Below are 23,205 nucleotides of genomic sequence, written 5' to 3'. Positions count from 1 at the left end.
CAATATGTACCACCCTTTTTCTGTAGCGGAAACCATTAAAACCGCATGGAATATTTTAAAGAAAAATTTTGTCCCATTGGTGGTTTACTCAATTATATCCTTGTTTATTAACGAGTTTGTTGAGTTTTTAAAAACATTCATCGTGCTTGATGATAGCGCGGTGACGCAAATGGTATTCATCGTTATTCAACTGATAGTGCAATGCTTTATCGGCCTTAGCTTTTATAAACTCATATTAACACTTATGGACCGCCAGTATTATGAGTTTGAGTTTAAAGATATCCTGCCAACATTTAAAATGACCTTCAACTTTGTTGTTATCGGCATTTTAACAGGTTTTTTTGTTGCCCTGCTTGTTTTTTTATACGTGCTTGGAAAACGCAGTATCGGTTTCGATCGCCTTTTTGAAATAGTTGAGTTACTGCTTATTCTTTACGTAAGCCTCCGCAGTATTTTTTGCATTTGTTTTATAGTAGACGATGACTCCTCGCCTATCGAATCATTACGTCAGAGTTTCGAAATTACGAAAGACAATTTTTTTAAAACCCTCGGCATTTTTGCCATTATCATTTTAATACTGGTTATTGTATTAATCCCTGTTATTGCCTTTATCGGCTTCCTTGGGTTTGATGAAGATAACGACAGCTTTGTTTTCAGGCTGGCATTTTACTGCTGGTTTATTTTAACATTTCCGTTTATACAGGTAATCATTATGGTTACCTACCGCAAACTGGTTTACAGTCATCTTGATGTAGACGACGACCTATCAGAAACCGATTGATAATGGGCCTGAAATCAGCATTAAGCAAACTCTTCGCCGCCCGTGTTAACAGGCAATTGAACTACCTGCGCAAAAACGCCGTAACCCTGCAGCAAAAAAACTTCAGCGATATAATTGATGCTGCAAAAAATACCGCTTTCGGTAAAGATCATCAGTTTGCCGCAATCAATAACTACGATGATTTTAAGCGCCTGGTACCCGTTCATGATTATGAAGATCTGCGCCCATATATCGATCGCGTAGTTAACGGTGAAGAAAACGTATTATGGCCCGGTAAACCTGCTTACCTGGCTAAAACATCGGGCACTACATCAGGAGTAAAATATATCCCCATCTCAAAAGAAAGCATGCCCGAGCATATCAAGGCCGCCCGTAATGCCCTGCTAAGCTATATTCATGAAACAGGCAAGGCCGATTTTGTAGACGGCAAAATGATATTTTTACAAGGCAGCCCTATCCTGGCCGAAAAACACGGAATTTCAACTGGCAGATTGTCAGGCATTGTAGCCCATCACGTACCCGGCTATCTGCAAAAAAACAGGTTGCCCAGCTACGAAACCAATTGCATTGAAGATTGGGAGCAGAAAGTTGATGCCATAGTTGAGGAAACTTTTAATGAAGATATGCGACTCATTAGCGGCATCCCGCCCTGGTGCCAGATGTATTTCGACAGGTTATCGGCCAAAGCCGGTGGCAAAAAGATTAACGAGATCTTTCCTAACTTTAAACTGTATGTATACGGCGGTGTAAACTATGAGCCGTACAGAACACGTATGGAAGAAAGTATCGGGTTTAAAATCGATTCGATAGAAACTTATCCCGCATCCGAAGGTTTTATAGCTTTCCAGGATTCGCAGAAAGAAAAAGGGCTTTTGTTATTGGTTGATTCGGGCATCTTTTATGAATTTATCCCATCAGACGAGTTTTTTAACGAAAACCCAACCCGTATCAATATCAAGGATGTTGAGCTGGATAAAAATTACGCCATCATCCTGAATACCAGCGCCGGTTTATGGGGATATAGTTTGGGCGATACCATTAAATTTGTTTCGAAAGATCCGTATCGCATAGTAGTTACAGGCCGTATAAAGCATTATATCTCAGCCTTTGGCGAACATGTTATCGGCGAAGAGGTGGAGCATGCGCTGATGAGCGTTGCCAAACAGGAAGGCGTGGATGTGGTTGAATTTACCGTAGCACCGCAGGTTAACCCGGAGGCTGGGCAATTACCTTACCATGAGTGGTTTATAGAATTCGGCTCGGCCCCTGCTGATCTCCGTTCATTTGCACTTAAAGTAGACGAGGCCCTGCAGAAAAAAAATATTTACTATTTTGACCTCATAGAAGGTAACATTTTACAACCTTTGGTTATCCAAAGCCTGCAAAAAGATGCATTTATCAATTACATGCGTTCGGAAGGTAAGCTTGGCGGGCAAAATAAAGTACCAAGGTTATCTAACGACAGGAAGATAGCTGAGGGATTGAAAGAATATTTAACCCTAAAATAATTATATGTTTGAAAGCATAGAACTTAAAAACTTCAAAGGGTTTAAAGAAGCCCAAATTGACATAGGCGATTTAACAATATTAACAGGCGCTAACAGCAGTGGTAAAAGCGCGTTAACGAATTCAATTCTTTCAATCTTACAGTCGGATATCTTTAGGTTTGAGTTATCAATAAACGGAGACTATGTAAATCTTGGCGACTATGCAGATATTATAAATAATAGAGACACTTCCAAAGACTTAACTTTGGCCTATACATTGGAGCTCATTGGCATGTCATTTAAAACTACAACTGTTTGGAGTTTTGACAAACTTCGGAGACTACCTAAAATGGATAGTATTTCAATTTTAAGTGACTGCTTAAAACTGACAGCGACTCCACAAGGGAATAAAGGCTTTCAGGTAAAGATAGCTTACGATCCTCAATTAGACAATCTATTAAAAGCAGAAAAATCTGCTGAATCAAAAGGTAGTAATTTCGAAAAAACACGAAATTTATATCTTACAACTTACGGCAAAAGGAAAGATTTCAATTTAGATACATTTAATGAAAAGATAGAAAAAAGCTGGCAGTACGAAGGTTTTTTCGAAAATCTGGAAAATGAAGCGCTTACATTTTCTCTATTAACTAAAATACCGTACCAAGTTTTTCAGTTAATAGCTCTCTCCCACTTTGGTTTAGACAATATCACTAAAAAAACATCTTTTATTGGATCTCTCAGAAACGGCCCAGAGCGTACTTATTACGAAAACTCGAAATCTGAAATTAAAGTTGGACCTGCTGGAGAGAATTTTAGTGATATTATCATATTGTGGGATAGTATAAACGATAAAAAACTTGATGAATTAAAAGAAATCACTAAAAGTTTAGGTATCGCTGAAGACATTAAAGCTAATAGATTGACCGGTGGGAGATATGAAATTCAGATAAAACCTCAAAAGCATAGTCCATTTTCATCTATGAGTGATGTTGGTTTTGGAGTAAGCCAGTTTTTGCCTATTATCATTTCAGACATAGATAAGGGTGAGGGAAGTTCCTTATTTATTGCTCAACCAGAAACTCATTTACACCCCTCTGTTCAAGCAGATTTTTGCGACTACATAATCGAACAAATAAATAGTAGAAAAAAAAGCTATTTCATAGAAACTCATAGTGAATATTTTTTAAATAGGCTTCGACTTAATATAGTAAATAACAAAATCTCGACGGATAAAGTAAAAGTATATTATCTTATTAATAAGACAAATGATACAGAAATCCATGAAATAAAATTTCAAAAAAATGGCGCTATTGAAAATGCTCCAGAAGAATTTTTCAAAACATATCTCATGGATACTATGGACATAGCACTTAACGCAATTAACAATGAAGAATAAATTCCCATGAAGAAGGACATCTTTATTGATAATAATGCAGCTATTCGTTTTACAAACCCTCCATCTGATGCTTACAAGGAATTAATACAATGGTTAAATACATTTAGTGGAACGGATGACGATGCGTACTTGGTTATTTCACCTAAAATTCTTGGAGAATATACTGCATCATTAGGAGGAAGTAACAAAAACAACAATATGTTGTTTATAATTGATAAGTTAACAAGAGAAGGCCGTTTGCAAAAGTTTTCAAATAATCAAATAAAGGAGTTTCACGAACAACATTTCAGTAATAAAATACTTAGAAAATTAAGCTGCAATCAGAAAGACCGCTTTCATATCCCGATAATCTTGTTGTCAGATAGAAAGATGGCATTGATAGAGGATAAAGCCTTTTTAAACGATATTATTAATTTTCCAGGTTATGATGTTCACGCAGCGTCAAATCCAGATGCCTTAAATTATAAATAATGCCGCAAATAAAAAACATAGCCATCCTTGGCTCAACAGGCAGCATTGGCACGCAAACGATTGATGTAATCAGGTGGAACAGTAATTTATTTCGGGCATTTATGCTCACCGCGCATTCAAACGCCGATTTACTGATTACCCAGGCTATCGAGTTTGTGCCCGAGTATGCCATTATATGTGATCAAAGCAAATACCAGCAGGTAAAGGAAGCTTTAGCCCATTTACCCATACAGGTGCTCGCCGGTCACCAGGCTATTATTGATACCGTTACACATCCCGATATAGCGGTGGTGCTTACTGCCATGGTGGGTTTTGCCGGGTTGGAGCCGACGATATCGGCTATTAAAGCAGGTAAAAACATCGCTCTTGCCAACAAAGAAACTCTGGTGGTTGCCGGCGATATCATCACCGCGCTTGCCAAACAACACGGCATCAGCATTTTACCGGTTGATTCTGAACATTCGGCTATCTTTCAATGCCTTGTGGGTGAAGAGTATAAAGCGATCGAAAAGCTGATCATCACAGCCTCTGGAGGCCCCTTCCGCGGCCGCAGCCTTGATTTTTTGGCGAATGTAACCCGCGAGGATGCATTAAAACATCCTAACTGGGTAATGGGCGCTAAAATCACCATCGATTCGGCCTCCTTGATGAATAAAGGGCTGGAAGTTATTGAAGCCAAATGGCTTTTTGATGTTGAAGTGGATCAGATTGAAGTGATCGTGCATCCGCAATCCATCATTCACTCGCTGGTACAATTCAGGGATGGATCGATCAAGGCACAGTTAGGTTTGCCCGATATGAAGCTGCCTATTCAATATGCACTCACTTATCCCGAAAGAATCCAAACCAATTTTAAACGGTTTAGTTTTATGGATTATCCTAATCTAACATTCGAAAAACCGGATACCGATACTTTCCGTAATCTTAGTTTAGCTTATGCCGCCCTCAGGCAGGGCGGCAACATGCCTTGCATCATTAATGCAGCAAACGAAGTAGCAGTGGCGGGCTTTTTAAACCGTAAGATCGGCTTTTTAACTATGAGCAGCGTTATTGAAGAGTGTATGCAGCAAATAAATTTTATTGCCAGCCCTACTCTTGCCGATTATTTGAATACTGATAAAGAAACACGCATCTTTGCCCAAAATTATATAGAACAATTACCTTCAAAAGCATTACAATTTTAAAAGATAACAACAGATAATGAGTATAGTGATTATGGTGGGCCAGCTGATACTGGGCCTTTCAATTTTAGTAATTCTGCACGAGCTGGGGCACTTCCTGGCAGCGCGGGCCTTTGGCATTAAGGTAGAGAAGTTCTACCTGTTTTTTGATGCCTGGAATATAAGCCTGTTTAAATTTACATATAAAGGTGTTGAGTACGGCATTGGCTGGCTGCCCTTGGGCGGTTATGTAAAAATTGCCGGTATGATAGATGAATCGATGGATACCGAACAAATGGCCGGCCCGCCGCAGCCATGGGAGTTTCGTTCAAAACCGGCCTGGCAGCGTTTAATTGTAATGCTTGGCGGTGTTACGGTAAACATTATACTGGGCATCCTGATATTCTGGGTATTAACCATCCGTTTTGGTGACAGCTACATTCCTAACTCCAGCGCCAAATACGGCATAGTACCCGGTGCCGTAGGTAAAAAAATAGGCTTACAGGTTGGCGATAAGGTTACCGCAATAAACGGCAAGCCATTTGTGCGTTTTGACGATTTAACCAGCCCCAATGTTTTGCTTGATAATACGGTATTCACTATCCAGCGCGGAGCGCAAACCTTACAGATCAGCATCCCGAAAACGATATTGAATGATCTCGACGATCATGATATTGAAGGTTTCATCAGTCGTTTGCCGCGTACCAAATTTGCAGTTGATTCGCTCGAACCTGGCAGTAACGCGGTAAAAGCTGGCCTCAAAAAAGGCGACAGCATTGTTATGGCCAACAATCACCCGATTATTTTTTGGGATGAGTTGCAGGCCCAGCTGGCAGCCAACAAAGGCAAACAGATTGAACTTGGCGTAAAACGCAACCATGTACCCGTAACGCTAAAAGCCTCGGTTACTGCCGATGGTAAATTAGGCTTTTACCGTTCAAGAAATGATTTTGCCGATATCAGGACAGTAAAATACGGCTTCTTCGAATCCTTCCCTATCGCAACAGCAAAAGCATGGAGCACTTTCAGAGATAATGCCAAGGGCATTGGAAAAATTGCCCAGGGCGATGTTAACCCGCGCAAAGCTGTAAGCGGCCCTATAGCAATTGCCAACCTGTTTGGCGGCACAATTGATTGGGTACACTTCTGGACGTTGGTAGGCTTCCTCTCGATGGTGTTAGCACTCATGAACCTGTTGCCTATCCCGGCGCTTGATGGCGGACATGCAGTATTCCTGATCATCGAGATGATTAAGGGTAAACCGCTAAGCGATAAATTCCTTGAGCGTGCACAGATTGTGGGCTTCGTAATACTGGTTTGCCTCATGGTATTTGTATTCGGCAATGATATTGTGCGGATAGTAACTAAGAAGTAGAGACTGGTGATTAGAGGTTGGAGATTAGTTTTTTTGCCTCCACCTAACTGAAATTCCATATAAAACACAACAGGCCTTTCCATTTGGAAGGCCTGTTGTGTTTTTAGTGTTTTACTAATCTTTTTATTGAGTTTATACCGTCGGATCTGAAGGCGTAGGCGCATCGTAGTTATCCGGAACGTCAAATGGTGAGCGCTCGTTTTTGAACACCGCTGCCGAAATAAGGCTAACAATAGCGCCAAAAATAGCGTACGAAAAAACAACGCCTACCGTGGCAAAAACAGCAAAGTACTTAGTTGCAATGCCCATGCCGGTATCAATCTGTTCCTGGGTCATGTTTCCCTTGGCTTCCATCTGCGCACGCGACGACTCCATTATTTTACTAACCATTTCGGGGCTTAAAATGGCATAATACACATAGGTGAATATTGCGATGAAAACTCCTGTAAAAATGGAATACAAAAAGCCTGATAAAAAGCCCTCACCGTAGGTAAGATATCCACCAAGTTGTCCCTTAAATTCCTTTTGGGTTAAAAGCAGGAAAATAATAAACGGCAGAAAACTCAGGTATTTTGCTGATGAGTTTTGATCAACATTTAAAAACTGAAAAGCATAGGTGATCACTATTGAAGCTATCAGGTTAATCAAAGCCCATTTAAGAGCCGGCTGCGAGGGACTCGCTTTTTTTACTTCCATGGTAATTAGGTTATTAAGTTTCAGTTAAAATTAACCAAATTCTTTAAAACCTAAAGTTTTATTTAAGCGGATATTATCGCCATATAAAACAAACAGGCCCTCCGAATGAAAAGCCTGTTTGTTATAATTTATCTGAACGGGGTTTAATTGCCAGGAGCAGCGCTTAATGGTTCCCGCTTAAAAAAAGCCGCAAAAATGATGGATAAAACAAATAAAAATATAATGCTGACGCCTAACGATTGAATTTGTTGCCCTATGGTGATTGTTCTGCCTGCTTCAAATGTTTTTTTCATTTCGGCAATCTTGATATCGGCCTGCTTTTTCTCTTCGGGTTTTGTGGTACTGTCTTTTAAACTATTTAAGGCATTTATCATAGCGGTTTCGGTTTTTTGAACCATATCAGGCTCAATAACCTTTGCAAAAAGCTGATCCCTTACAATAAACATAATTAAATAGGATACAAAAAACATAATGAAGATGCCGGTTCCGGCTTGCCTCATTGTCCAGAAGCCACCAATTTTTGTACGCAGGTTAACGCATAGCAACGCAGCAATAACTATTGGCAATACGTAAGTAAACAGCATTGAACCAACTGTTATTGAAACAGCCGATTTTGCCATATTTACCATAAAATAAAAATAAATGATGCTTACCGCCGTTAACACCGCACCTAATATCAGGCCCCTGATAAGTCCCTGTATTTTTATAGTTTTATCTAATTCTGCGCTCATTAAGGTTATTGAAAATTCACTAAAATTTGTAATACCGCTATATCAAATTCCTGATTATCAGAATTGGCGGCTACCTCTTTAATCTCGTCATCGCTTGGGTCGATGTTCTGGAAAAAGCACATTACAGGGTAAAACAACTCTTTCAACTCCGAATCGGCAGGCAAACCTTTCGCTACTTTAGCAATCTCGGCTACCGGACTTTCCATCAAAATCTGGTTGGCTATTATCGGCTCATAAATGCGGTACTCATCCTGAAACTCATCCTCATCAACAAGTAAAAACTCCTTTAAATAGTCTTCCAGTTCGGGTTCTATATCTTCGTCCTCGCACTCGTTAAGGTATAGCAGCAGGTTAAGCAGTTCGGTACCACGATCAAGCGTTTCCTCCTCAATACTTTCCCATTCGGGCGTATCCAGGTAGTCTTCTTCCAGCTTTTTGACATCGGCGCTGAAAAAGTTGATCATCAGCAAATCAAAAAACACTTCACGAAGGCCTTCTATCTGCGGGTTTTCATCAAACACTTCGTCAAGTAAATCTACCTTGCTTAAAAAATCCTCGTCGGATGCAAAAACATCGGCAAACTCGTCGGTTAGCTCAGTAGCATCAAAGCTGTTGTATTTGGAGAAAGCCTCAAGTGCAGCTATAAAGGCATTTTCAATTTTTGGATCGATCATAGGTTATGTTATTTAGATATTTGTTTGTTATTGTAGGTGAGCAGCACCTTTCCTTTAAGTGTTTGCCTCATAAAAGGCGAGTTAACCGATTTTGACCGATTAGCAGCGGCATTGTACTCCCACTCTGCTGTGGTATCAAAAAGTACAAGATTAGCAGTTTCGCCTTCGGCAATTACCGGCACTTCAACCCCTAAAATTTCACGCGGATTGATGGCCAGTTTCTCTACTATCAACTCAACCGGCAAGCCCGCTTTTAATGCGAGCGCCAAAGTTGTCTGTAAGCCAATCACACCATATTCGGCAACTTCGAACTCCACATCCTTAAATTCAATTTCGTGCGGGGTATGTTGCGATACGATGGCATCAATGGTGCCGTCCTTCAAACCTTTTAATAAAGCGGTAACATCATCGGCAGTACGCAGGGGCGGTTTTACCTTATATAAACTATCGAAGCCTAAAAGCGCCTCATCAGTAAGTACCAAATGATGGGCTGCAACATCGCAGGTTACCTCTATTCCCTTGCGTTTTGCCTCACGGATCAGATCGACAGAACGGGATGTTGATATGGTGGTGAAGTGGATCCTCGAAACGGTATACTCGGCCAGGTAAAGATCCCGGGCTACCATCAGTTCTTCGGCTAATGACGGGATGCCTTTCATGCCCAGCAATGTGCTGATCTCACCCTCGTTTACCTTTGCCTTACCTGCAATGGCAGTATCCTCCGGGTAGGAAATCACCAGAGCATCAAAGCCCTGGGCGTATAATAAGGCGCGTTCCATTAAACCGGCATCCTGTACAGGGCGGCTTCCGTCGGTAAAGGCTTTGGCGCCGCTTTGGTACATATCATACATTTCGGCAAGGTCTTTACCCTCGCGCTTTTGCGATATGGTACCCAAAGGATAAACATCGACTAAATTTCCTTTTGCGCGGTTACGCAGGTATTCAACTTCGGCTTTTGAGTGCACCGGTGGCTGCGTGTTGGGCATCAGCGCCACACCTGTGTAACCACCGGCTGCGGCTGCCGCTGTACCGGAAGCCAGGTCTTCTTTAGTTTCCAGGCCAAGTTCGCCAATATTACAGTTCAAATCGAAAAAGCCGGGCGATACATATTTGCCTTCGGCATCAACCACTTCGGCATCGGCATCAATAACATCCGCAATGCGGGTTATAACACCATCTTCAATTAAAATATCGGCAACTTGTTGATGAAAGGATGATCCGGGATCAAGAATAGTGGCAGATTTGATAAGCAAATTCATTAGCACCGCTTTATGTATAGATTTTTAATGATCTAACTAACCTGAGCAACAACCTGTTTTTCAGGCTTATAAAACCTGATCAGCAATATTTCTGCAAGCAGGCAGATCAGGGCCAAAATTATACAAAGTTTCCATAATTGTGTGCCAAAATTTGATTCGGCTATAATGCTCTTTAATGATCCGTTACCTGCTGTTAACAAAGGCTTTGCATTGGGCACCAGCTTCTCAAGGTCGGCCGCCGTAAAATAACTCATGTCTGATTCTGCCCGGTTATCGTTAAACGCGAGCGCAGCCAGCGTGCTGTCCTGTCTCTTCAAAGCATAAATCCCAGTTTCGCGTAACTGATCGGATATATATAGGGTGGTACTCCCCTCCTGCTGCCGTACATCGGGGATTATAGTTTGATTATTTTTTGATAGCTTGAGCAATTGTTTTTCGGTGGTTTGCACAGGCGGTATCTCTACAGATTCATCGGCACCAAGGGTATAAAATAAAGGCTGATCATGACCACTCAGTAACGCCATCCTGAATAATACCGGCACAAACAGTGCATGCCGGGGCAAGTTGCTGAAATCCTCGTTAAGTGGTACCGAAGCAAGGTATACCTTCCCTCTGCCATTTTTGTATGCACCCCAAAAAGGCTCGCCGGTTGCAAGGCTCATCAGGTTTTCGGCCCCTCCGGCACCTTTACTTAGGTGATAATACTTTTTTGCTACCGGCAGATCCGGATTTTGCGGAAAGCTTTCGAACACGTTTTTAAACACCTCGCTTTGCCTGTTGATGGCTGTAACTTTTACATCCGCAGTTACCAGTTTTTCAGGGAACCCCGCATTAAGCGATTGCAAAAATGAACGGTAATTTGCCAAATCGGCATCGGCTGCAGGAAAAACCACCAGCGAACCGCCTTTGCTTACATAATTTTTTAATTGCTGCCCCAAACCGGTGGTTATGCTTTTAACATCGCTGATAACCACCAAAGGATAAGTGTTTAAAGCCGCGTAGTCAACAGAGCCATCTGTAGCGCGCTGAGCGGCAAAAAATGCATCGGAGCCAAAAACCGCTTTGAGGTACCGATTGGCTGTACCTCCGTCAAGCAGCAACACGGGCAATTGTTGTTTTACATTAAAGCTGAAATAAAACTGGTTATCAAACGTAACCGGGTTATCCTGCAACCTGATCTCGCCCCTCTGCCAACCTGCCTGTAAACCTGAAAATGCCAAAGTATCGTTTTGCACCGCACGGGCATCAATACTGAAACTGCCCAAAGCCTTTTGCGAACCATTAATTAAAACCCCGAGCGGTATTTTTTCGGCACGCTGGCCGGCATAGTTGTGCAACCTTACCACCAGCTTTTCACTTTCGCCGGGGCGGTGCACGGCGCTGAGCAACCAGGCCGAATCTACCGCTACATTTGGCAAACTGCCGGATTTAAGCTGCACCAAACTCACCGCTATGCTACTATCAACCTTTACCTGCTTGTTATTGTTGCTCTTTTGAAAATCAGAGATGATAAATATTGATTTTGAAGCACCAGGCTGGCTTTCCAGCAAACTTTGCTGCCGGCCAACCACCTGCTGCAAGCTGCGGCTTTGCGGACTGATCTTCACGGCATCCACCGCGTCGTTAAATTCGTCGCGGTTAAGCAGGCGTTGATGTTTACCTTCAAAATCCTGGGTGAGCAATTGAAACCTGTCGTTAATATTATAGGCCGATGCTATTTCCTTGGCTCGGCTTTTGGCTCCATCCAGTAATGAACCCTCGCGGTTAAGCGCCTGCATAGAGTATGAATTATCAACAAAAACACTGATAACCTGCTGCTTACCAAGGTTAGCATTTTGTGCTCCGGGGATGTAAGGCCGCGCAAAGGCCAGTACCAAAAAAGTAAGTGCCAGCAACCTGGCTGCCAATATCAACCGCTCTTTCAGGTTACGACGCGAAGCCTGTTGTTCCTGCACTTCCTTTAAAAACTGCACATTGCTGAAGTAAACCTTTTTGTATTTGCGAAAATTAAACAGATGGATTACCACAGGAATAGCCAGGCTAAACATTGCAAACAAAAAAGCCGGATATAAAAAATACATATTTTACAGGTATGTGCTGATTACAAATGTGGTGAATAATTTTTATTAAATAGCACCCGTGCTTTAACCAAAGCAGAAATAAGCCTTGCTTAAAATACGGTTTAATAAATATATTTGGCCTCCTGCCAAGGGCAAATCAGAAACAAAAATATTTAGTTGACCCAACCATGATCACAGCTATTTTACTCTTCACAACTTCCAAAACACCTGCCGACCCTGCAATTTCAGCCTTAATAACGGGTGTAATAGGCGCAGCGGTGACAATAATGGGTGCTATACTTCGCGACAGAAGGCTGCGACTTTTAAAAACGGGGATTAAAGTTGAAGGTACAGTATTCAGTATCGAATATGAGCCATATTCCCGCGGTAACGGCGGCCAATACTACCCAGTGATAAGATATGTAACCAATACCGGCGAGTGGATCACCAAAAAGCATACTTTAGGCAGCAATCCAAGCGCATTTACCGAAGGCGAAAGTGTAACTGTTTTTTACGATCCTGAAAAACCATCCACATTTATACTTAATGATAAACTATCCAAAATTGTTCCGTGGGGAGTACTGATATTGGGCATAGTGTTAATTGGAGGAGCAATCATTCGCTACATTACTATTTAACGCGAGTTCGGGAAATGAGAAATCCTGCCCTAATTCTCACCAAAAAAATCCTAAATCGAACATCCGAAATCCGAAATCAAAATATTACCAACGGTCAAAATCGGTGTAATCAAAAATCAATCGGCGTAATCCCAAAAAATAAAGAATCAACGGTCAGGATTAGTTATCTTCCGAAATGAAAAAATCATTATTCCTTTTTCTTCTGATGCTCGCAATGAAACTGAATGCTCAAAACGCGCAGTTAATCCATCAAAAAGCTATTTTAATTGATACGCATAATGATGTTATTTCGAACGAGTTAATTACAGGGGTTGATCTGGGCAAACCACAGAGCGAAGGCAATTTTGATCTTTTACGTGCTAAGGAGGGTGGTTTAGATGCGCAGATCTTCTCCATATGGTGTGGTGAAAATTATGGCAAGGGCACAGCCTTTGCCTTTGCTAACCGCGAAATTGATTCGCTTTATGCACTCATCAAACGCAACCCGGATAAAATTACACTTGTACGGAATACTAAAGAACTAAAAAAAGCCGTGGCCGATAAAAAATTAGCTGCGCTGATAGGCGTAGAAGGCGGCCACATGGTTGAAGACCGGATGGATTATATTGACAGCCTGGCCAAACGGGGTATGCGTTACCTTACTCTTACCTGGAACAACAGCACCAGCTGGGCTACATCTGCCCGCGATGAAGTGACTAAAAAAGATAGCCTGAAACATTTAGGGCTAACTGATTACGGCAGGCAGATAGTGAAACATCTTAATGATTTAGGCGTAATGGTTGATGTATCGCACGTAGGCGAACGCACGTTTTATGATGTACTTGCTACTACAACCAAACCGGTAATAGCCTCGCACAGCTGCGCTTACAGCCTTGATCCTAACCGCCGCAATTTAAAGGATGAACAATTAAAGGCGCTGGCCAAAAATGGTGGCGTGGTTTGCATAAATTTTTATAGCGGTTTTGTTGATAGCGTTTATACCCCCGGGGTAATGCGATTTTTGCACAGGCATCAGGCCGAGCTTGACTCGTTAATAAAAGTTTATCATCACGGTGATCTGGCCAATATCAGGCTAAATGCTATTTACAAGGCCGAATCAGACAAGATCAGGCCACCGCTGAGCCTGCTTATTAAACATATTGACTATATTGTAAAATTGATTGGTGTTGATTATGTAGGCATAGGTTCGGACTTTGACGGTGCAGAATCATATCCACTCGGGCTGGACAGTGTGGCCGATTACCCCAAGGTAACCGGAGAGCTATTAAAATTAGGATATTCACAAAAGGATATAGATAAAATATTGGGTGGCAATGTGATGCGGGTGCTCGCTGCCAATGCCGGTAAATGATGTCACTATGTTGACTATCGGGGCTTTGCTTTTCGGGCCCAAAAACGTAAATTCGCAGCTCATTTATAATAAAATGTCTCAAGAAACAGAACACGTAAAATGCCTGATCATTGGGTCGGGCCCGGCGGGTTACACTGCCGCTATATATGCCTCACGCGCTGATTTGAAACCGGTTATGTACACCGGATTATTGGCCGGCGGGCAACTTACCCAAACTACCGAAGTTGAAAACTTTCCGGGCTACCCTACCGGTATTATGGGACCGGAAATGATGGAAGATTTCCGCAAACAAGCCGAACGCCTTGGTACCGATATCCGTTTTGGTTACGTAAGCGCGGTTGATTTTACAAGCCTTCCACATAAAGTAGTGGTTGATGATGTAAAAACCATCACTGCCGATACTGTTATTATTTCAACCGGCGCATCGGCAAAATGGCTTGGCCTTGAATCTGAACAAAAATACAGCGGCTTTGGCGTATCGGCCTGCGCTGTATGCGATGGCTTCTTTTTTAAAGGCCAGGATGTAGCCATTGTTGGTGCCGGCGATACCGCTGCCGAAGAGGCCACCTACCTTGCCAAACTTGCCCGCAAAGTTTACATGATTGTGCGTCGTGATGAGTTCCGTGCTTCAAAAGCAATGGTTCACCGCGTGTTGAATACCCCAAACATTGAGGTACTTTACAATACGGAGACAAAAGAGATTTTAGGCGACGGCCAAAGCGTTACCGGTGTTAAGGTAATTAACAACGCAACCAATACCGAAACCGATCTGGATGTTACCGGCTTCTTCGTAGCTATCGGTCACCATCCAAACACCGATATTTTTAAAGGCTGGTTACATATGGACGAAACAGGCTATATCATTACCCGCCCCGGATCGACAGAAACCAATGTTGAAGGCGTATTTTGCGCCGGCGATGCACAGGACCATATTTACCGCCAGGCGGTAACCGCTGCAGGCACCGGCTGTATGGCAGCGATTGATGCTGAACGTTATTTAGCAGGTAAAGAGCATGTTGTAACGGCTTGAGTTGAGTGATTAGAGGTTGGAGGTTAGAGATTAGTTTCTATCCTTTTCAATAATATAAAAAGGCGATGAGTGATCATCGCCTTTTTTGTTTCTGAACCGTTGATGAGGGATGATTACGTTGATTTCGCTGATTTTTCTGAACCGTGATTTATGGGATTAAGGGATTGTAGGGATATTTGTCTGAACTCGAATTTTGGGGAATTATTAGAATTTTTGGAATTTGCTCAGCATTCTGCTAATTCTTTAATTCGCTCAAATTCGAGTTCAGACAAAAAATCAGCGAAATCAACGAAATCATAAAAATCAACGGTCAAACTTCTTATATAATTTTAAAATCTTTTATCTTACGGGCCTGTACTAACCTGATTGATAATTATGTTAAAAAAATCCTCTTTAGTGCTGCTGGCATTGCTTGCGGTAGGTTTAACTACGGTTAAGGCGCAAAACACCGATCCGAATATGGGCATTATCCCAGCTCCGGTTTCGTTAAAAAAAGCTCCCGGCGAATTTGTTTTGAGCCAGGAAACAACCATCCAGGCCGATACGCCATCAAACAAGGCAGTATTGTTTTTTAAAGATTACCTGGCTAATAATCAGGCTTACAACAAGCAGGTTGCGGTTAAAGCTAATGTAACAAGCAATGTAGTTACTTTAACTTCTGCCGGAACCGATGGCTTACCTGCCGAAGGTTATCGCTTAACCATTACCCCACAACAGGTTACTATTGCAGGCAAAGGTTCTGGCTTATTTTATGGCGTACAAACCCTGCTGCAATTAATGCCGCTTGAGCATGCCGCTACTATTAAACTGCCATGTGTACAAATTGAAGATTATCCGCGTTTTGGTTACCGCGGTGCCATGCTTGATGTTGGCAGGCACTTTTTTGGGGTAGAGATGGTAAAAAAATATATCGATCTGCTGGCTGCTTATAAGCTGAATACCTTTCACTGGCACCTTACTGAAGACCAGGGTTGGCGCATCGAAATAAAAAAATATCCGAAGTTAACCCAGATCAGCAGCATGCGCGCCCAAACCCTGATTGGCGGCTACCGCGACCGTACGCCACAGCAGTTTGATGGCACACCTTACGGCGGTTTTTATACGCAGGATCAGATTCGCGAAGTGGTAAAATATGCATCAGACAGATTTATTACCATTGTGCCCGAAATTGAAATGCCAGGCCACTCACAGGCTGCTTTGGCGGCTTACCCGGAGCTAAGCTGCGACCCGTCAAAAACTTATCAACCGGCCGAAACCTGGGGAGTATTTAAAGACATTTACTGCCCTAACGAAAAAACGTTTGCCTTTTTACAGGACGTACTAACTGAAGTAATGGAACTTTTCCCAAGTAAATATATCCACATCGGCGGCGATGAGGCACCTAAAGATGCCTGGAAAAGTTCGGCCTACTGCCAGCAGCTCATCAAAAAATTAAAACTAAAAGATGAACATGCCCTGCAGAGCTATTTTATACAACGAATAGAAAAATTCCTAAACTCGAAAGGCCGCAGCATTATTGGCTGGGATGAAATTTTAGAAGGTGGTTTAGCCCCTAACGCAACTGTTATGAGCTGGCGTGGCGAAGAAGGCGGCATAGCCGCTGCCCAGCAAAAGCATGATGTGATCATGACCCCGGGGAGCCACGGTTTGTATATCGATCACGGCCAGGGCAAACCCAGCCAGGAACCTTTAAGCATTGGCGGCAACGAGCCATTATCAAAAATTTACAGCTACGATCCTACCCCATCGGTATTATCGCCAGAACAGCAAAAATACATTAAAGGTGTACAAGCCAATTTGTGGACAGAGTATATTGCTACTGATGCCAAAGTGCAATTTATGTTGCTGCCGCGTTTGTTAGCATTATCAGAAGTTGCCTGGTCGCCATTGGCCAATAAAAACTATAGCGATTTTGCTGATACCCGCCTGCCGGGCCATTTAGCATGGTTAGATAAGGAAGGATTGGATTATCACGTGCCGACCGCCATTGGCGCGAAGGACACCGTTATGATAGGCAGCACCTTGAATGCCGTATTGAAACCATCGGTAGAGGGCGCTAAAGTTTATTACACTATAGACGGTTACACGCCTCGCGAAACTGATCTTACCTATACCATCCCATTAAATTTACAAATCCCTGCCGATCAATATCGTGAATTGCAAACTATAGTAATCACACCATCGGGCAAACGCAGTAATGTTACACGCACCCTGGTTTATAATAAAGCGCCTATGCCTGCCGTTAGTTATTCAGGTTCGGCAGCCGGTGTTAAATATGTTGTGTACCCTGGCTTATTTACCAGCACGGGGCAGCTTGGTGTTATGCCATCTGATAGTGGTGTTACCAAAACATTCAACACTGCCGATTTGCGTAAAAGCAAAGGCAAATATGGTGTGATATACACCGGTTATATTAATGTTGATGCCGATGGAAGCTACGGCTTTTCTACATCATCTGCCGGAGGTTCGGTATTATTGATAGATGACCAGCCGGTTGTTGATAACGATGGCAAACATACCATGAACGAACAAATGGGTGCCGCGCCATTACTAAAAGGCTACCACAAAATAACCGTAAAATATTTTGACCAGGGTAGCGGGCAAAACACTTTGAAAGTATTTATCACTGCGCCCGGAAAAACCAAAGCCGAATTAACACCCGATACATTATTTAACTAAGCCGATTTATATTTGATAAAAATGAACAACAGGTTTTACCTTTTTGCGCTTGCGATAAGCGCGATAACGGCAGGATGCGGCAGCCCGGAAAAAAAACAGGCCACAGTACCTACGGCTCCTAAAAAGCCGGAACTGATGGCTCCCTTCAGGTACCATAAGCTGATTGAAGTATCACCAGGCCAGAGTTATGATATATTAAGCTGGGGACGAGGATCGGAAGAAGCAGGTGCGTTTATGATCCTCCACTCTGATTCGGCAGGGATAAAATATACCACCACCACCGGCGATTTAAACGGTGCTATTGTTGATGTATATAACTCGGATATGGATGCCGATGGCAACCCTGAGATCCTGGTGCAAACCAAATCAAAAGATACCGTGAATTATGTGTCGGTAGCTGCATTTGAGTTTAACGACAGTAAAGCCAACAAACTTGATTTTCCGAAGCTAAGCAGCTCGCAGCGTAAGGGCTATAGAGGGGGCGATAACTTTTACATCAGGGATGGCAAGCTGATGCGCGAGTTCCCGATATATGATGGCAGCGGTAAGGATGCCAAACCATCAGGCGCTAAACGGCAGTTTGAGTATGGCTTGCGCGGGAACGAGTTTACCGTTAAACAGCTAAGTAAAGATTCGACCGCAACCACTTCTAAAGCTGATGATAATAAACCGGCAAAAACAGAGGAAAAGAAATCATCAGATAATAGTAAATCTGAAAAGAAAAGTTCTTCGTCTTCTTCGTCATCGAAGAAAAAACATAAGCGGCATAGGGGATAAAAAGCCTTGTTGGTTTAAACTTACGAAGTTTTAAAAACTTCGTAAGTTTTTCTGTAGATCACTTGAGTTGAAAACTCAAGTGATTTTATACCACGGGTTACGCTACGTTAAACCCGCGGCAGATTGTTGGAGTGGCAAAACACTAATCTCTAACCTCCAATCTCTAATCACTAACTAAGTCTGTATCACCCCTACATTAAACGCCTTTTCGATAGGTGCGTGATTAGCTGCCTCAATCCCCATCGATATTACTTTACGTGTTTCGAGCGGATCAATAATACCATCCACCCAAAGCCTTGCAGCAGCATAGTACGGCGTTGTTTGGGCGTTATATTTATCGGTTATTTGCTTCAGTAACTCATCCTCTTTGGCTTTATCAACTTCCTCGCCCTTAGCTTTCAAACCCGCCGATTGGATTTGCAGCAGCGTTTTAGCAGCCTGCCCCCCTCCCATTACCGCTATTTTTGCCGATGGCCAGGCGTAAATCAGCCTCGGATCATAAGCTTTGCCGCACATGGCGTAATTACCCGCGCCGTAGCTATTGCCTACCACTATGGTAAACTTGGGCACTACCGAGTTGGCTACCGCGTTCACCATTTTAGCGCCATCTTTAATAATACCGCCCTGTTCCGATCTGCTACCTACCATAAAGCCGGTAACATCCTGCAAAAACACCAGCGGGATCTTTTTTTGGTTACAGTTCATGATAAAACGAGTGGCCTTATCGGCCGAATCGGAATAGATTACGCCGCCAAACTGCATTTCGCCTTTTTTTGATTTGATTACTTTACGCTGATTGGCTACAATGCCTACGGCCCAGCCATCAATGCGGCCGAGACCGCAAATTATTGATTGCCCGTATCCATCTTTATAGGGTTCAAACTCCGAATTATCCAGCAGGCGTGAAATAATCTCCATCATATCATAAGCCTTTTCACGGTTGTCGGGTAAAACGCCGTAAATCTCTTTTTCATTTAGTTTCGGAGCTGCGGGTGCTATCCTGTCGAATCCGGCTTTGGTATAGTCGCCGGTCATGCTCATGATATTACGGATCGAATCCAACGCGGCCTGGTCGTTAGGTTGCTTATAATCGGTAACGCCCGAGATTTCGCAATGCGTGGTGGCGCCGCCCAGGGTTTCATTATCCACATCCTCGCCAATGGCTGATTTTACCAGGTATGATCCTGCCAGGAACACCGAACCCGTGCCCTCTACTATCATAGCTTCATCACTCATAATAGGTAAATAAGCACCACCAGCCACGCACGAACCCATGATGGCTGCAATCTGCACAATACCCATACTGCTCATGATAGCATTATTGCGAAATATGCGGCCAAAATGTTCTTTATCGGGAAAAATCTCGTCCTGCAAAGGCAGATAAACGCCCGCCGAATCAACCAGGTAAATGATGGGCAAACGGTTTTCGATAGCTATCTCCTGAGCACGGAGGTTTTTTTTTGCGGTTATCGGGAACCAGGCACCTGCTTTTACAGTAGCATCATTGGCCACAACTACGCATTGTCTGCCCACTATATAGCCAATACCGCAAATTACACCTCCCGACGGGCAACCGCCATGATCGGCATACATGCCATCGGCTGTAAAAGCGCCTATTTCAAGCCAGGGTTTATCTTTATCAATTAGATATGCCACCCGTTCGCGGGCCAGCATTTTGCCTTTTTCCTTTTGTTTGGCTGCGGCCTTTTCGCCTCCGCCCTGGTATATTTTATTAAGCCGGGTGTTCAGTTCATAAACAAGCTGCTTATTAATATCTTCATTTTTATTAAATTCGATATTCATAACTGGTTTTAGATAGTGCAGGTAATTTAGAGAATTTCCTGTGAGGAAAATAAATTACTACCTCTTTTTATTTTAACACAAAAAGTTTGAGCATCAACAATTAAAACCACCAGGAATTAAGATCAGCAACTGTCTTTAAAACATTTTATTTATAATAGCCTTTGATACTCAAACTGTTTATTAGTCGTTACTATAACCCTATGAAGTCATCTGTAATTAAAGCCCTTCAAAATTTAAGCGATAAAGAAACCGAACTGTTTGTAAAAGTAATTGAACACGGCAGCATGTCAGTCGAGATCTATAAACCGATCAATATCGACCCTCAAACCCCGCACGACCAGGATGAACTTTATGTAATTATTAATGGCAGCGGCGACTTTATACTAAACGATAGCAGGATCAGTTTTCAGCAGGGCGATGTTATTCTTGTACCGGCCAATGCTGAGCACCGCTTTGAAAACTTTACAGAAGATTTTGCCACCTGGGCCATTTTTTACGGCCCTAAAGGAGGGGAAAAATAAGTGGGCAGTTTTTAGTGGGCAGTGGGCAGTTTTTTTGCGTGGTATTTAAAGCTGCAACCCCCTTTTCGCTACGTAAGGCTTTTATCTTTAAACCAAACCTCTTCGCGGGTGGGTTTAAAATTATCCATCAGGTTTAACAATTCAATGGCATCCGCCGAGGTGATGATCAGATCGCGGTTTACTTTTTTCATAAAGCGTTGTGCAACCATTACATCCATTTGCTGCAGCAGCAAATCGTAAAAGCCATTAACATTGAGCAAACCTACCGGGTGATTATGTAAGCCTAACTGCAGCCAGGTTAACACCTCAAAAAACTCTTCGAGGGTGCCTAAACCACCGGGCAGGGTGATTACCCCGTCGCTCAGATCGTTCATCATTTGTTTGCGCTGGTGCATGTTTTCAACAATATGCAATTCGGTTAAGCCGGTGTGGCCAACTTCTTTATCCATCAAAAACTGAGGAATAACACCGATGGCTTTTCCGCCCCTGCTTAAAACTGCATCGGCAATTAAACCCATTACACCAACTTTTCCGCCGCCGTATACCAGGCTTATATTGCGGCTCACCATTACTTCGGCCAGTTGATCAATAGCTTGTTGTAGTATAGGGTCGCCGTTATAGTTGGCACCGCAGAATATGCAGATGGATTTCATTTTAGAGATTAGTGGTTGGAGGTTAGAGATTAAGAAGAAAAAAGAGGTTAAAGATTGAAGATTAAGCTTTTCACCCAACCTCCAATCTCTAACCTCTAATCACTACTTAGCGACTTGTATAATTCGGCGCTTCTTTAGTAATGGTAATATCGTGCGGGTGGCTTTCGCGCATACCGGCAGCGGTGATACGTACAAATTTGGCTTTCTGCAAATCTTCGATATTGGCGGCACCGCAGTAGTGCATACCGGCCCGTAAACCACCAATGTATTGGAAAATTACTTCGGCCATGCTGCCTTTAAATGGTACTCGGCCAACTATACCTTCGGGTACCAGTTTGGTTACCACATCGGTTTCATCCTGAAAATAGCGATCTTTCGAACCTTTAGCCATAGCCTCTACCGAGCCCATACCACGGTACGATTTAAATTTACGGCCTTCGTAGATAATAGTTTCGCCCGGTGATTCTTCAACACCGGCAAACAGCGAGCCTGCCATGATAGAACTTGCACCCGCAGCAATTGCTTTAACAATATCGCCGGTTTGTTTAATACCACCATCGGCAATAACCGGGATACCGCGGCCTTCAAGGGCTTTAGCGCACTCGTAAACAGCATATAACTGCGGTACACCTACACCGGCAATAATACGAGTAGTACAAATTGAACCCGGACCAATACCAACTTTAACAGCATCGGCACCGGCATCGGCAAGGGCTATAGCAGCATCGCCGGTTGCTATATTACCGGCAATTACCTGCAGATTTGGATAAAGTTTTTTAACGGCTTTAACCATATCAATAACCCCTTTTGAGTGTCCGTGAGCAGTATCAACAGTAACAACATCTACACCGGCGTTTACAAGGGCTGTAACACGGTCAATATTATCTGCAGCTACACCAACAGCGGCACCAACGCGTAAACGACCAAACTCGTCTTTACAGGCGTTAGGGAAGTTTTTAACTTTCTGGATGTCTTTATAGGTAATGAGGCCTACCAGTTTCCCATCATTATTTACAACAGGTAGTTTCTCAATTTTATTGCTTTGCAGGATGTTGGCAGCATCACTTAGTGTAGTACCTTCAGGCGCTGTGATCAGGTTGGTTTTGGTCATCACTTCGCTAACCGGTACTGTCATATCTTTCTGAAAGCGAAGATCGCGATTGGTGATAATACCTTTCAGGTTTAACTCTGCATCTACAACCGGGATACCGCCAATGCTAAACTCTTTCATCAATTGAAAAGCATCAGCCAGTAAAGCGTCTTCGCGTAAAGTAACCGGATCCTGGATCATGCCGCTTTCCGAGCGTTTTACCTTACGTACCTCGTCGGCCTGGGCCTGGATGGTCATGTTTTTGTGCAATATGCCTATACCGCCCGCCTGCGCGATAGCTATAGCCAATTCAGCTTCGGTAACAGTATCCATAGCAGCCGAAAGGATCGGGATGTTTAAACGGATGCTTTTAGTTAAGTACGTGCTGGTGTTTACTTCGCGAGGTAAAACTTCTGAATAAGCCGGGAGTAGTAAAACGTCGTCGTAAGTTAATCCTTCGGCAACAAATTTTGATGGGTCTAACTGCATAGCAAATAATTATTTTGGAGTTATTATTTGCCGGGCAAAGGTAATAAAATATTTCGAAGTTTAGAATTTGAATTTCGAATTTAT

20 protein-coding genes are annotated in these 23,205 nt (G+C 42.9%); 12 read left to right on the top strand and 8 right to left on the bottom strand.

The genetic code is table 11. The annotated features are described in order from the left end of the window. Positions 1-4 precede the first annotated feature (4 nt). Genes HYN43_RS06730 through rseP form a run of 6 tightly spaced genes read left to right on the top strand, consistent with a single transcriptional unit; the run spans position 5 to position 6,670 of the window. Positions 5-781, top strand: a complete 777-nt coding sequence (locus tag HYN43_RS06730) for a glycerophosphoryl diester phosphodiesterase membrane domain-containing protein (RefSeq protein ID WP_119408715.1) — start codon at positions 5-7, stop codon at positions 779-781. Between the two features lie 2 nt (positions 782-783). Then, on the top strand, positions 784-2,289 hold the full coding sequence (locus HYN43_RS06725) for a GH3 auxin-responsive promoter family protein (RefSeq protein WP_119408714.1): 1,506 nt from the start codon (positions 784-786) through the stop codon (positions 2,287-2,289). A gap of 4 nt (positions 2,290-2,293) precedes the next feature. Next, on the top strand, positions 2,294-3,664 hold the full coding sequence (locus HYN43_RS06720) for an AAA family ATPase (protein WP_119408713.1): 1,371 nt from the start codon (positions 2,294-2,296) through the stop codon (positions 3,662-3,664). Between the two features lie 6 nt (positions 3,665-3,670). Further along, on the top strand, positions 3,671-4,135 hold the full coding sequence (locus tag HYN43_RS06715; RefSeq protein WP_119408712.1) for a hypothetical protein: 465 nt from the start codon (positions 3,671-3,673) through the stop codon (positions 4,133-4,135). Continuing rightward, positions 4,135-5,319 (top strand): 1-deoxy-D-xylulose-5-phosphate reductoisomerase, encoded by a 1,185-nt coding sequence (locus tag HYN43_RS06710; protein WP_119408711.1) that lies wholly within the window; start codon positions 4,135-4,137, stop codon positions 5,317-5,319. The genes HYN43_RS06715 and HYN43_RS06710 overlap by 1 nt, the downstream gene beginning before the upstream one ends. Before the next feature lie 16 nt (positions 5,320-5,335). Continuing rightward, a complete protein-coding gene (rseP, locus tag HYN43_RS06705) occupies positions 5,336-6,670 on the top strand; it encodes an RIP metalloprotease RseP (RefSeq protein WP_119408710.1) in 1,335 nt (444 codons plus the stop codon). Between the two features lie 132 nt (positions 6,671-6,802). Here rseP and HYN43_RS06700 read toward each other — a convergent pair whose 3' ends face one another. The 5 genes from HYN43_RS06700 to HYN43_RS06680 all read right to left on the bottom strand — a co-directional run bounded on the left by HYN43_RS06700 (position 6,803) and on the right by HYN43_RS06680 (position 12,111). Further along, positions 6,803-7,366 (bottom strand): DUF4199 domain-containing protein, encoded by a 564-nt coding sequence (locus HYN43_RS06700; RefSeq protein ID WP_119408709.1) that lies wholly within the window; start codon positions 7,364-7,366, stop codon positions 6,803-6,805. A 143-nt stretch (positions 7,367-7,509) separates the two neighbouring features. Then, entirely contained in the window at positions 7,510-8,097 is a 588-nt protein-coding gene (locus HYN43_RS06695) for a DUF4199 domain-containing protein (protein ID WP_119408708.1), read from the bottom strand. 5 nt (positions 8,098-8,102) lie between these two features. Next, positions 8,103-8,771, bottom strand: a complete 669-nt coding sequence (locus HYN43_RS06690) for a hypothetical protein (RefSeq protein WP_119408707.1) — start codon at positions 8,769-8,771, stop codon at positions 8,103-8,105. Positions 8,772-8,779: 8 nt separating this feature from the next. Continuing rightward, positions 8,780-10,030: a dihydroorotase gene (locus HYN43_RS06685; protein WP_119408706.1), complete on the bottom strand. Its 1,251-nt coding sequence runs from the start codon at positions 10,028-10,030 to the stop codon at positions 8,780-8,782. A 32-nt stretch (positions 10,031-10,062) separates the two neighbouring features. Further along, positions 10,063-12,111 carry a BatA domain-containing protein gene (locus HYN43_RS06680; RefSeq protein WP_119408705.1) on the bottom strand — a complete coding sequence of 683 codons (2,049 nt, stop codon included), beginning with the start codon at positions 12,109-12,111 and terminating at the stop codon, positions 10,063-10,065. 167 nt (positions 12,112-12,278) lie between these two features. On the opposite strand from HYN43_RS06680, the gene HYN43_RS06675 reads away from it, so the two are divergent. The 5 genes from HYN43_RS06675 to HYN43_RS06655 all read left to right on the top strand — a co-directional run bounded on the left by HYN43_RS06675 (position 12,279) and on the right by HYN43_RS06655 (position 18,565). Continuing rightward, positions 12,279-12,728, top strand: coding sequence for a DUF3592 domain-containing protein (locus HYN43_RS06675; RefSeq protein WP_119408704.1), 450 nt, complete (start codon positions 12,279-12,281; stop codon positions 12,726-12,728). 175 nt (positions 12,729-12,903) lie between these two features. Continuing rightward, positions 12,904-14,079: a dipeptidase gene (locus HYN43_RS06670; protein ID WP_119408703.1), complete on the top strand. Its 1,176-nt coding sequence runs from the start codon at positions 12,904-12,906 to the stop codon at positions 14,077-14,079. Positions 14,080-14,152: 73 nt separating this feature from the next. After that, positions 14,153-15,109, top strand: coding sequence for a thioredoxin-disulfide reductase (trxB, locus tag HYN43_RS06665; RefSeq protein WP_119409287.1), 957 nt, complete (start codon positions 14,153-14,155; stop codon positions 15,107-15,109). A gap of 375 nt (positions 15,110-15,484) precedes the next feature. Further along, positions 15,485-17,788, top strand: a complete 2,304-nt coding sequence (locus HYN43_RS06660; RefSeq protein WP_119408702.1) for a family 20 glycosylhydrolase — start codon at positions 15,485-15,487, stop codon at positions 17,786-17,788. A 21-nt stretch (positions 17,789-17,809) separates the two neighbouring features. Further along, on the top strand, positions 17,810-18,565 hold the full coding sequence (locus tag HYN43_RS06655; protein ID WP_119408701.1) for a PliI family lysozyme inhibitor of I-type lysozyme: 756 nt from the start codon (positions 17,810-17,812) through the stop codon (positions 18,563-18,565). A 174-nt stretch (positions 18,566-18,739) separates the two neighbouring features. Here HYN43_RS06655 and HYN43_RS06650 read toward each other — a convergent pair whose 3' ends face one another. Beyond that, on the bottom strand, positions 18,740-20,368 hold the full coding sequence (locus HYN43_RS06650) for an acyl-CoA carboxylase subunit beta (RefSeq protein ID WP_119408700.1): 1,629 nt from the start codon (positions 20,366-20,368) through the stop codon (positions 18,740-18,742). Positions 20,369-20,568: 200 nt separating this feature from the next. On the opposite strand from HYN43_RS06650, the gene HYN43_RS06645 reads away from it, so the two are divergent. Next, positions 20,569-20,889, top strand: coding sequence for a cupin domain-containing protein (locus HYN43_RS06645; RefSeq protein ID WP_119408699.1), 321 nt, complete (start codon positions 20,569-20,571; stop codon positions 20,887-20,889). 68 nt (positions 20,890-20,957) lie between these two features. Here the strand turns inward: HYN43_RS06645 and HYN43_RS06640 are convergent, their stop codons facing one another. Together HYN43_RS06640 and guaB are read right to left on the bottom strand one after the other, a co-directional pair. Then, on the bottom strand, positions 20,958-21,542 hold the full coding sequence (locus HYN43_RS06640) for an LOG family protein (protein WP_119408698.1): 585 nt from the start codon (positions 21,540-21,542) through the stop codon (positions 20,958-20,960). 106 nt (positions 21,543-21,648) lie between these two features. Next, positions 21,649-23,121, bottom strand: coding sequence for an IMP dehydrogenase (gene guaB / locus HYN43_RS06635; RefSeq protein WP_119408697.1), 1,473 nt, complete (start codon positions 23,119-23,121; stop codon positions 21,649-21,651). Positions 23,122-23,205: the final 84 nt, after the last annotated feature.

The sequence above is a fragment of the Mucilaginibacter celer genome (assembly GCF_003576455.2).
Classification (GTDB): Bacteria; Bacteroidota; Bacteroidia; order Sphingobacteriales; family Sphingobacteriaceae; genus Mucilaginibacter; species Mucilaginibacter celer.
Note: the sequence above shows the minus strand (reverse complement) of the source record. Positions and strands in the feature narration are given on the sequence as shown.

Excerpts from the sequence above, each read along its gene's own strand:
- HYN43_RS06660 (WP_119408702.1), top strand. The coding sequence starts at position 15,485 with ATGTTAAAAAAATCCTCTTTAGTGCTGCTGGCATTGCTTGCGGTAGGT.
- HYN43_RS06715 (WP_119408712.1), top strand. The coding sequence starts at position 3,671 with ATGAAGAAGGACATCTTTATTGATAATAATGCAGCTATTCGTTTTACA.
- HYN43_RS06680 (WP_119408705.1), bottom strand. The coding sequence starts at position 12,111 with ATGTATTTTTTATATCCGGCTTTTTTGTTTGCAATGTTTAGCCTGGCT.
- HYN43_RS06640 (WP_119408698.1), bottom strand. The coding sequence starts at position 21,542 with ATGAAATCCATCTGCATATTCTGCGGTGCCAACTATAACGGCGACCCT.
- HYN43_RS06720 (WP_119408713.1), top strand. The coding sequence starts at position 2,294 with ATGTTTGAAAGCATAGAACTTAAAAACTTCAAAGGGTTTAAAGAAGCC.
- HYN43_RS06655 (WP_119408701.1), top strand. The coding sequence starts at position 17,810 with ATGAACAACAGGTTTTACCTTTTTGCGCTTGCGATAAGCGCGATAACG.
- HYN43_RS06730 (WP_119408715.1), top strand. The coding sequence starts at position 5 with ATGTACCACCCTTTTTCTGTAGCGGAAACCATTAAAACCGCATGGAAT.
- HYN43_RS06690 (WP_119408707.1), bottom strand. The coding sequence starts at position 8,771 with ATGATCGATCCAAAAATTGAAAATGCCTTTATAGCTGCACTTGAGGCT.
- HYN43_RS06645 (WP_119408699.1), top strand. The coding sequence starts at position 20,569 with ATGAAGTCATCTGTAATTAAAGCCCTTCAAAATTTAAGCGATAAAGAA.
- HYN43_RS06685 (WP_119408706.1), bottom strand. The coding sequence starts at position 10,030 with ATGAATTTGCTTATCAAATCTGCCACTATTCTTGATCCCGGATCATCC.
- HYN43_RS06725 (WP_119408714.1), top strand. The coding sequence starts at position 784 with ATGGGCCTGAAATCAGCATTAAGCAAACTCTTCGCCGCCCGTGTTAAC.
- HYN43_RS06650 (WP_119408700.1), bottom strand. The coding sequence starts at position 20,368 with ATGAATATCGAATTTAATAAAAATGAAGATATTAATAAGCAGCTTGTT.
- HYN43_RS06710 (WP_119408711.1), top strand. The coding sequence starts at position 4,135 with ATGCCGCAAATAAAAAACATAGCCATCCTTGGCTCAACAGGCAGCATT.
- guaB (WP_119408697.1), bottom strand. The coding sequence starts at position 23,121 with ATGCAGTTAGACCCATCAAAATTTGTTGCCGAAGGATTAACTTACGAC.
- HYN43_RS06670 (WP_119408703.1), top strand. The coding sequence starts at position 12,904 with ATGAAAAAATCATTATTCCTTTTTCTTCTGATGCTCGCAATGAAACTG.
- rseP (WP_119408710.1), top strand. The coding sequence starts at position 5,336 with ATGAGTATAGTGATTATGGTGGGCCAGCTGATACTGGGCCTTTCAATT.
- HYN43_RS06700 (WP_119408709.1), bottom strand. The coding sequence starts at position 7,366 with ATGGAAGTAAAAAAAGCGAGTCCCTCGCAGCCGGCTCTTAAATGGGCT.
- trxB (WP_119409287.1), top strand. The coding sequence starts at position 14,153 with ATGTCTCAAGAAACAGAACACGTAAAATGCCTGATCATTGGGTCGGGC.
- HYN43_RS06675 (WP_119408704.1), top strand. The coding sequence starts at position 12,279 with ATGATCACAGCTATTTTACTCTTCACAACTTCCAAAACACCTGCCGAC.
- HYN43_RS06695 (WP_119408708.1), bottom strand. The coding sequence starts at position 8,097 with ATGAGCGCAGAATTAGATAAAACTATAAAAATACAGGGACTTATCAGG.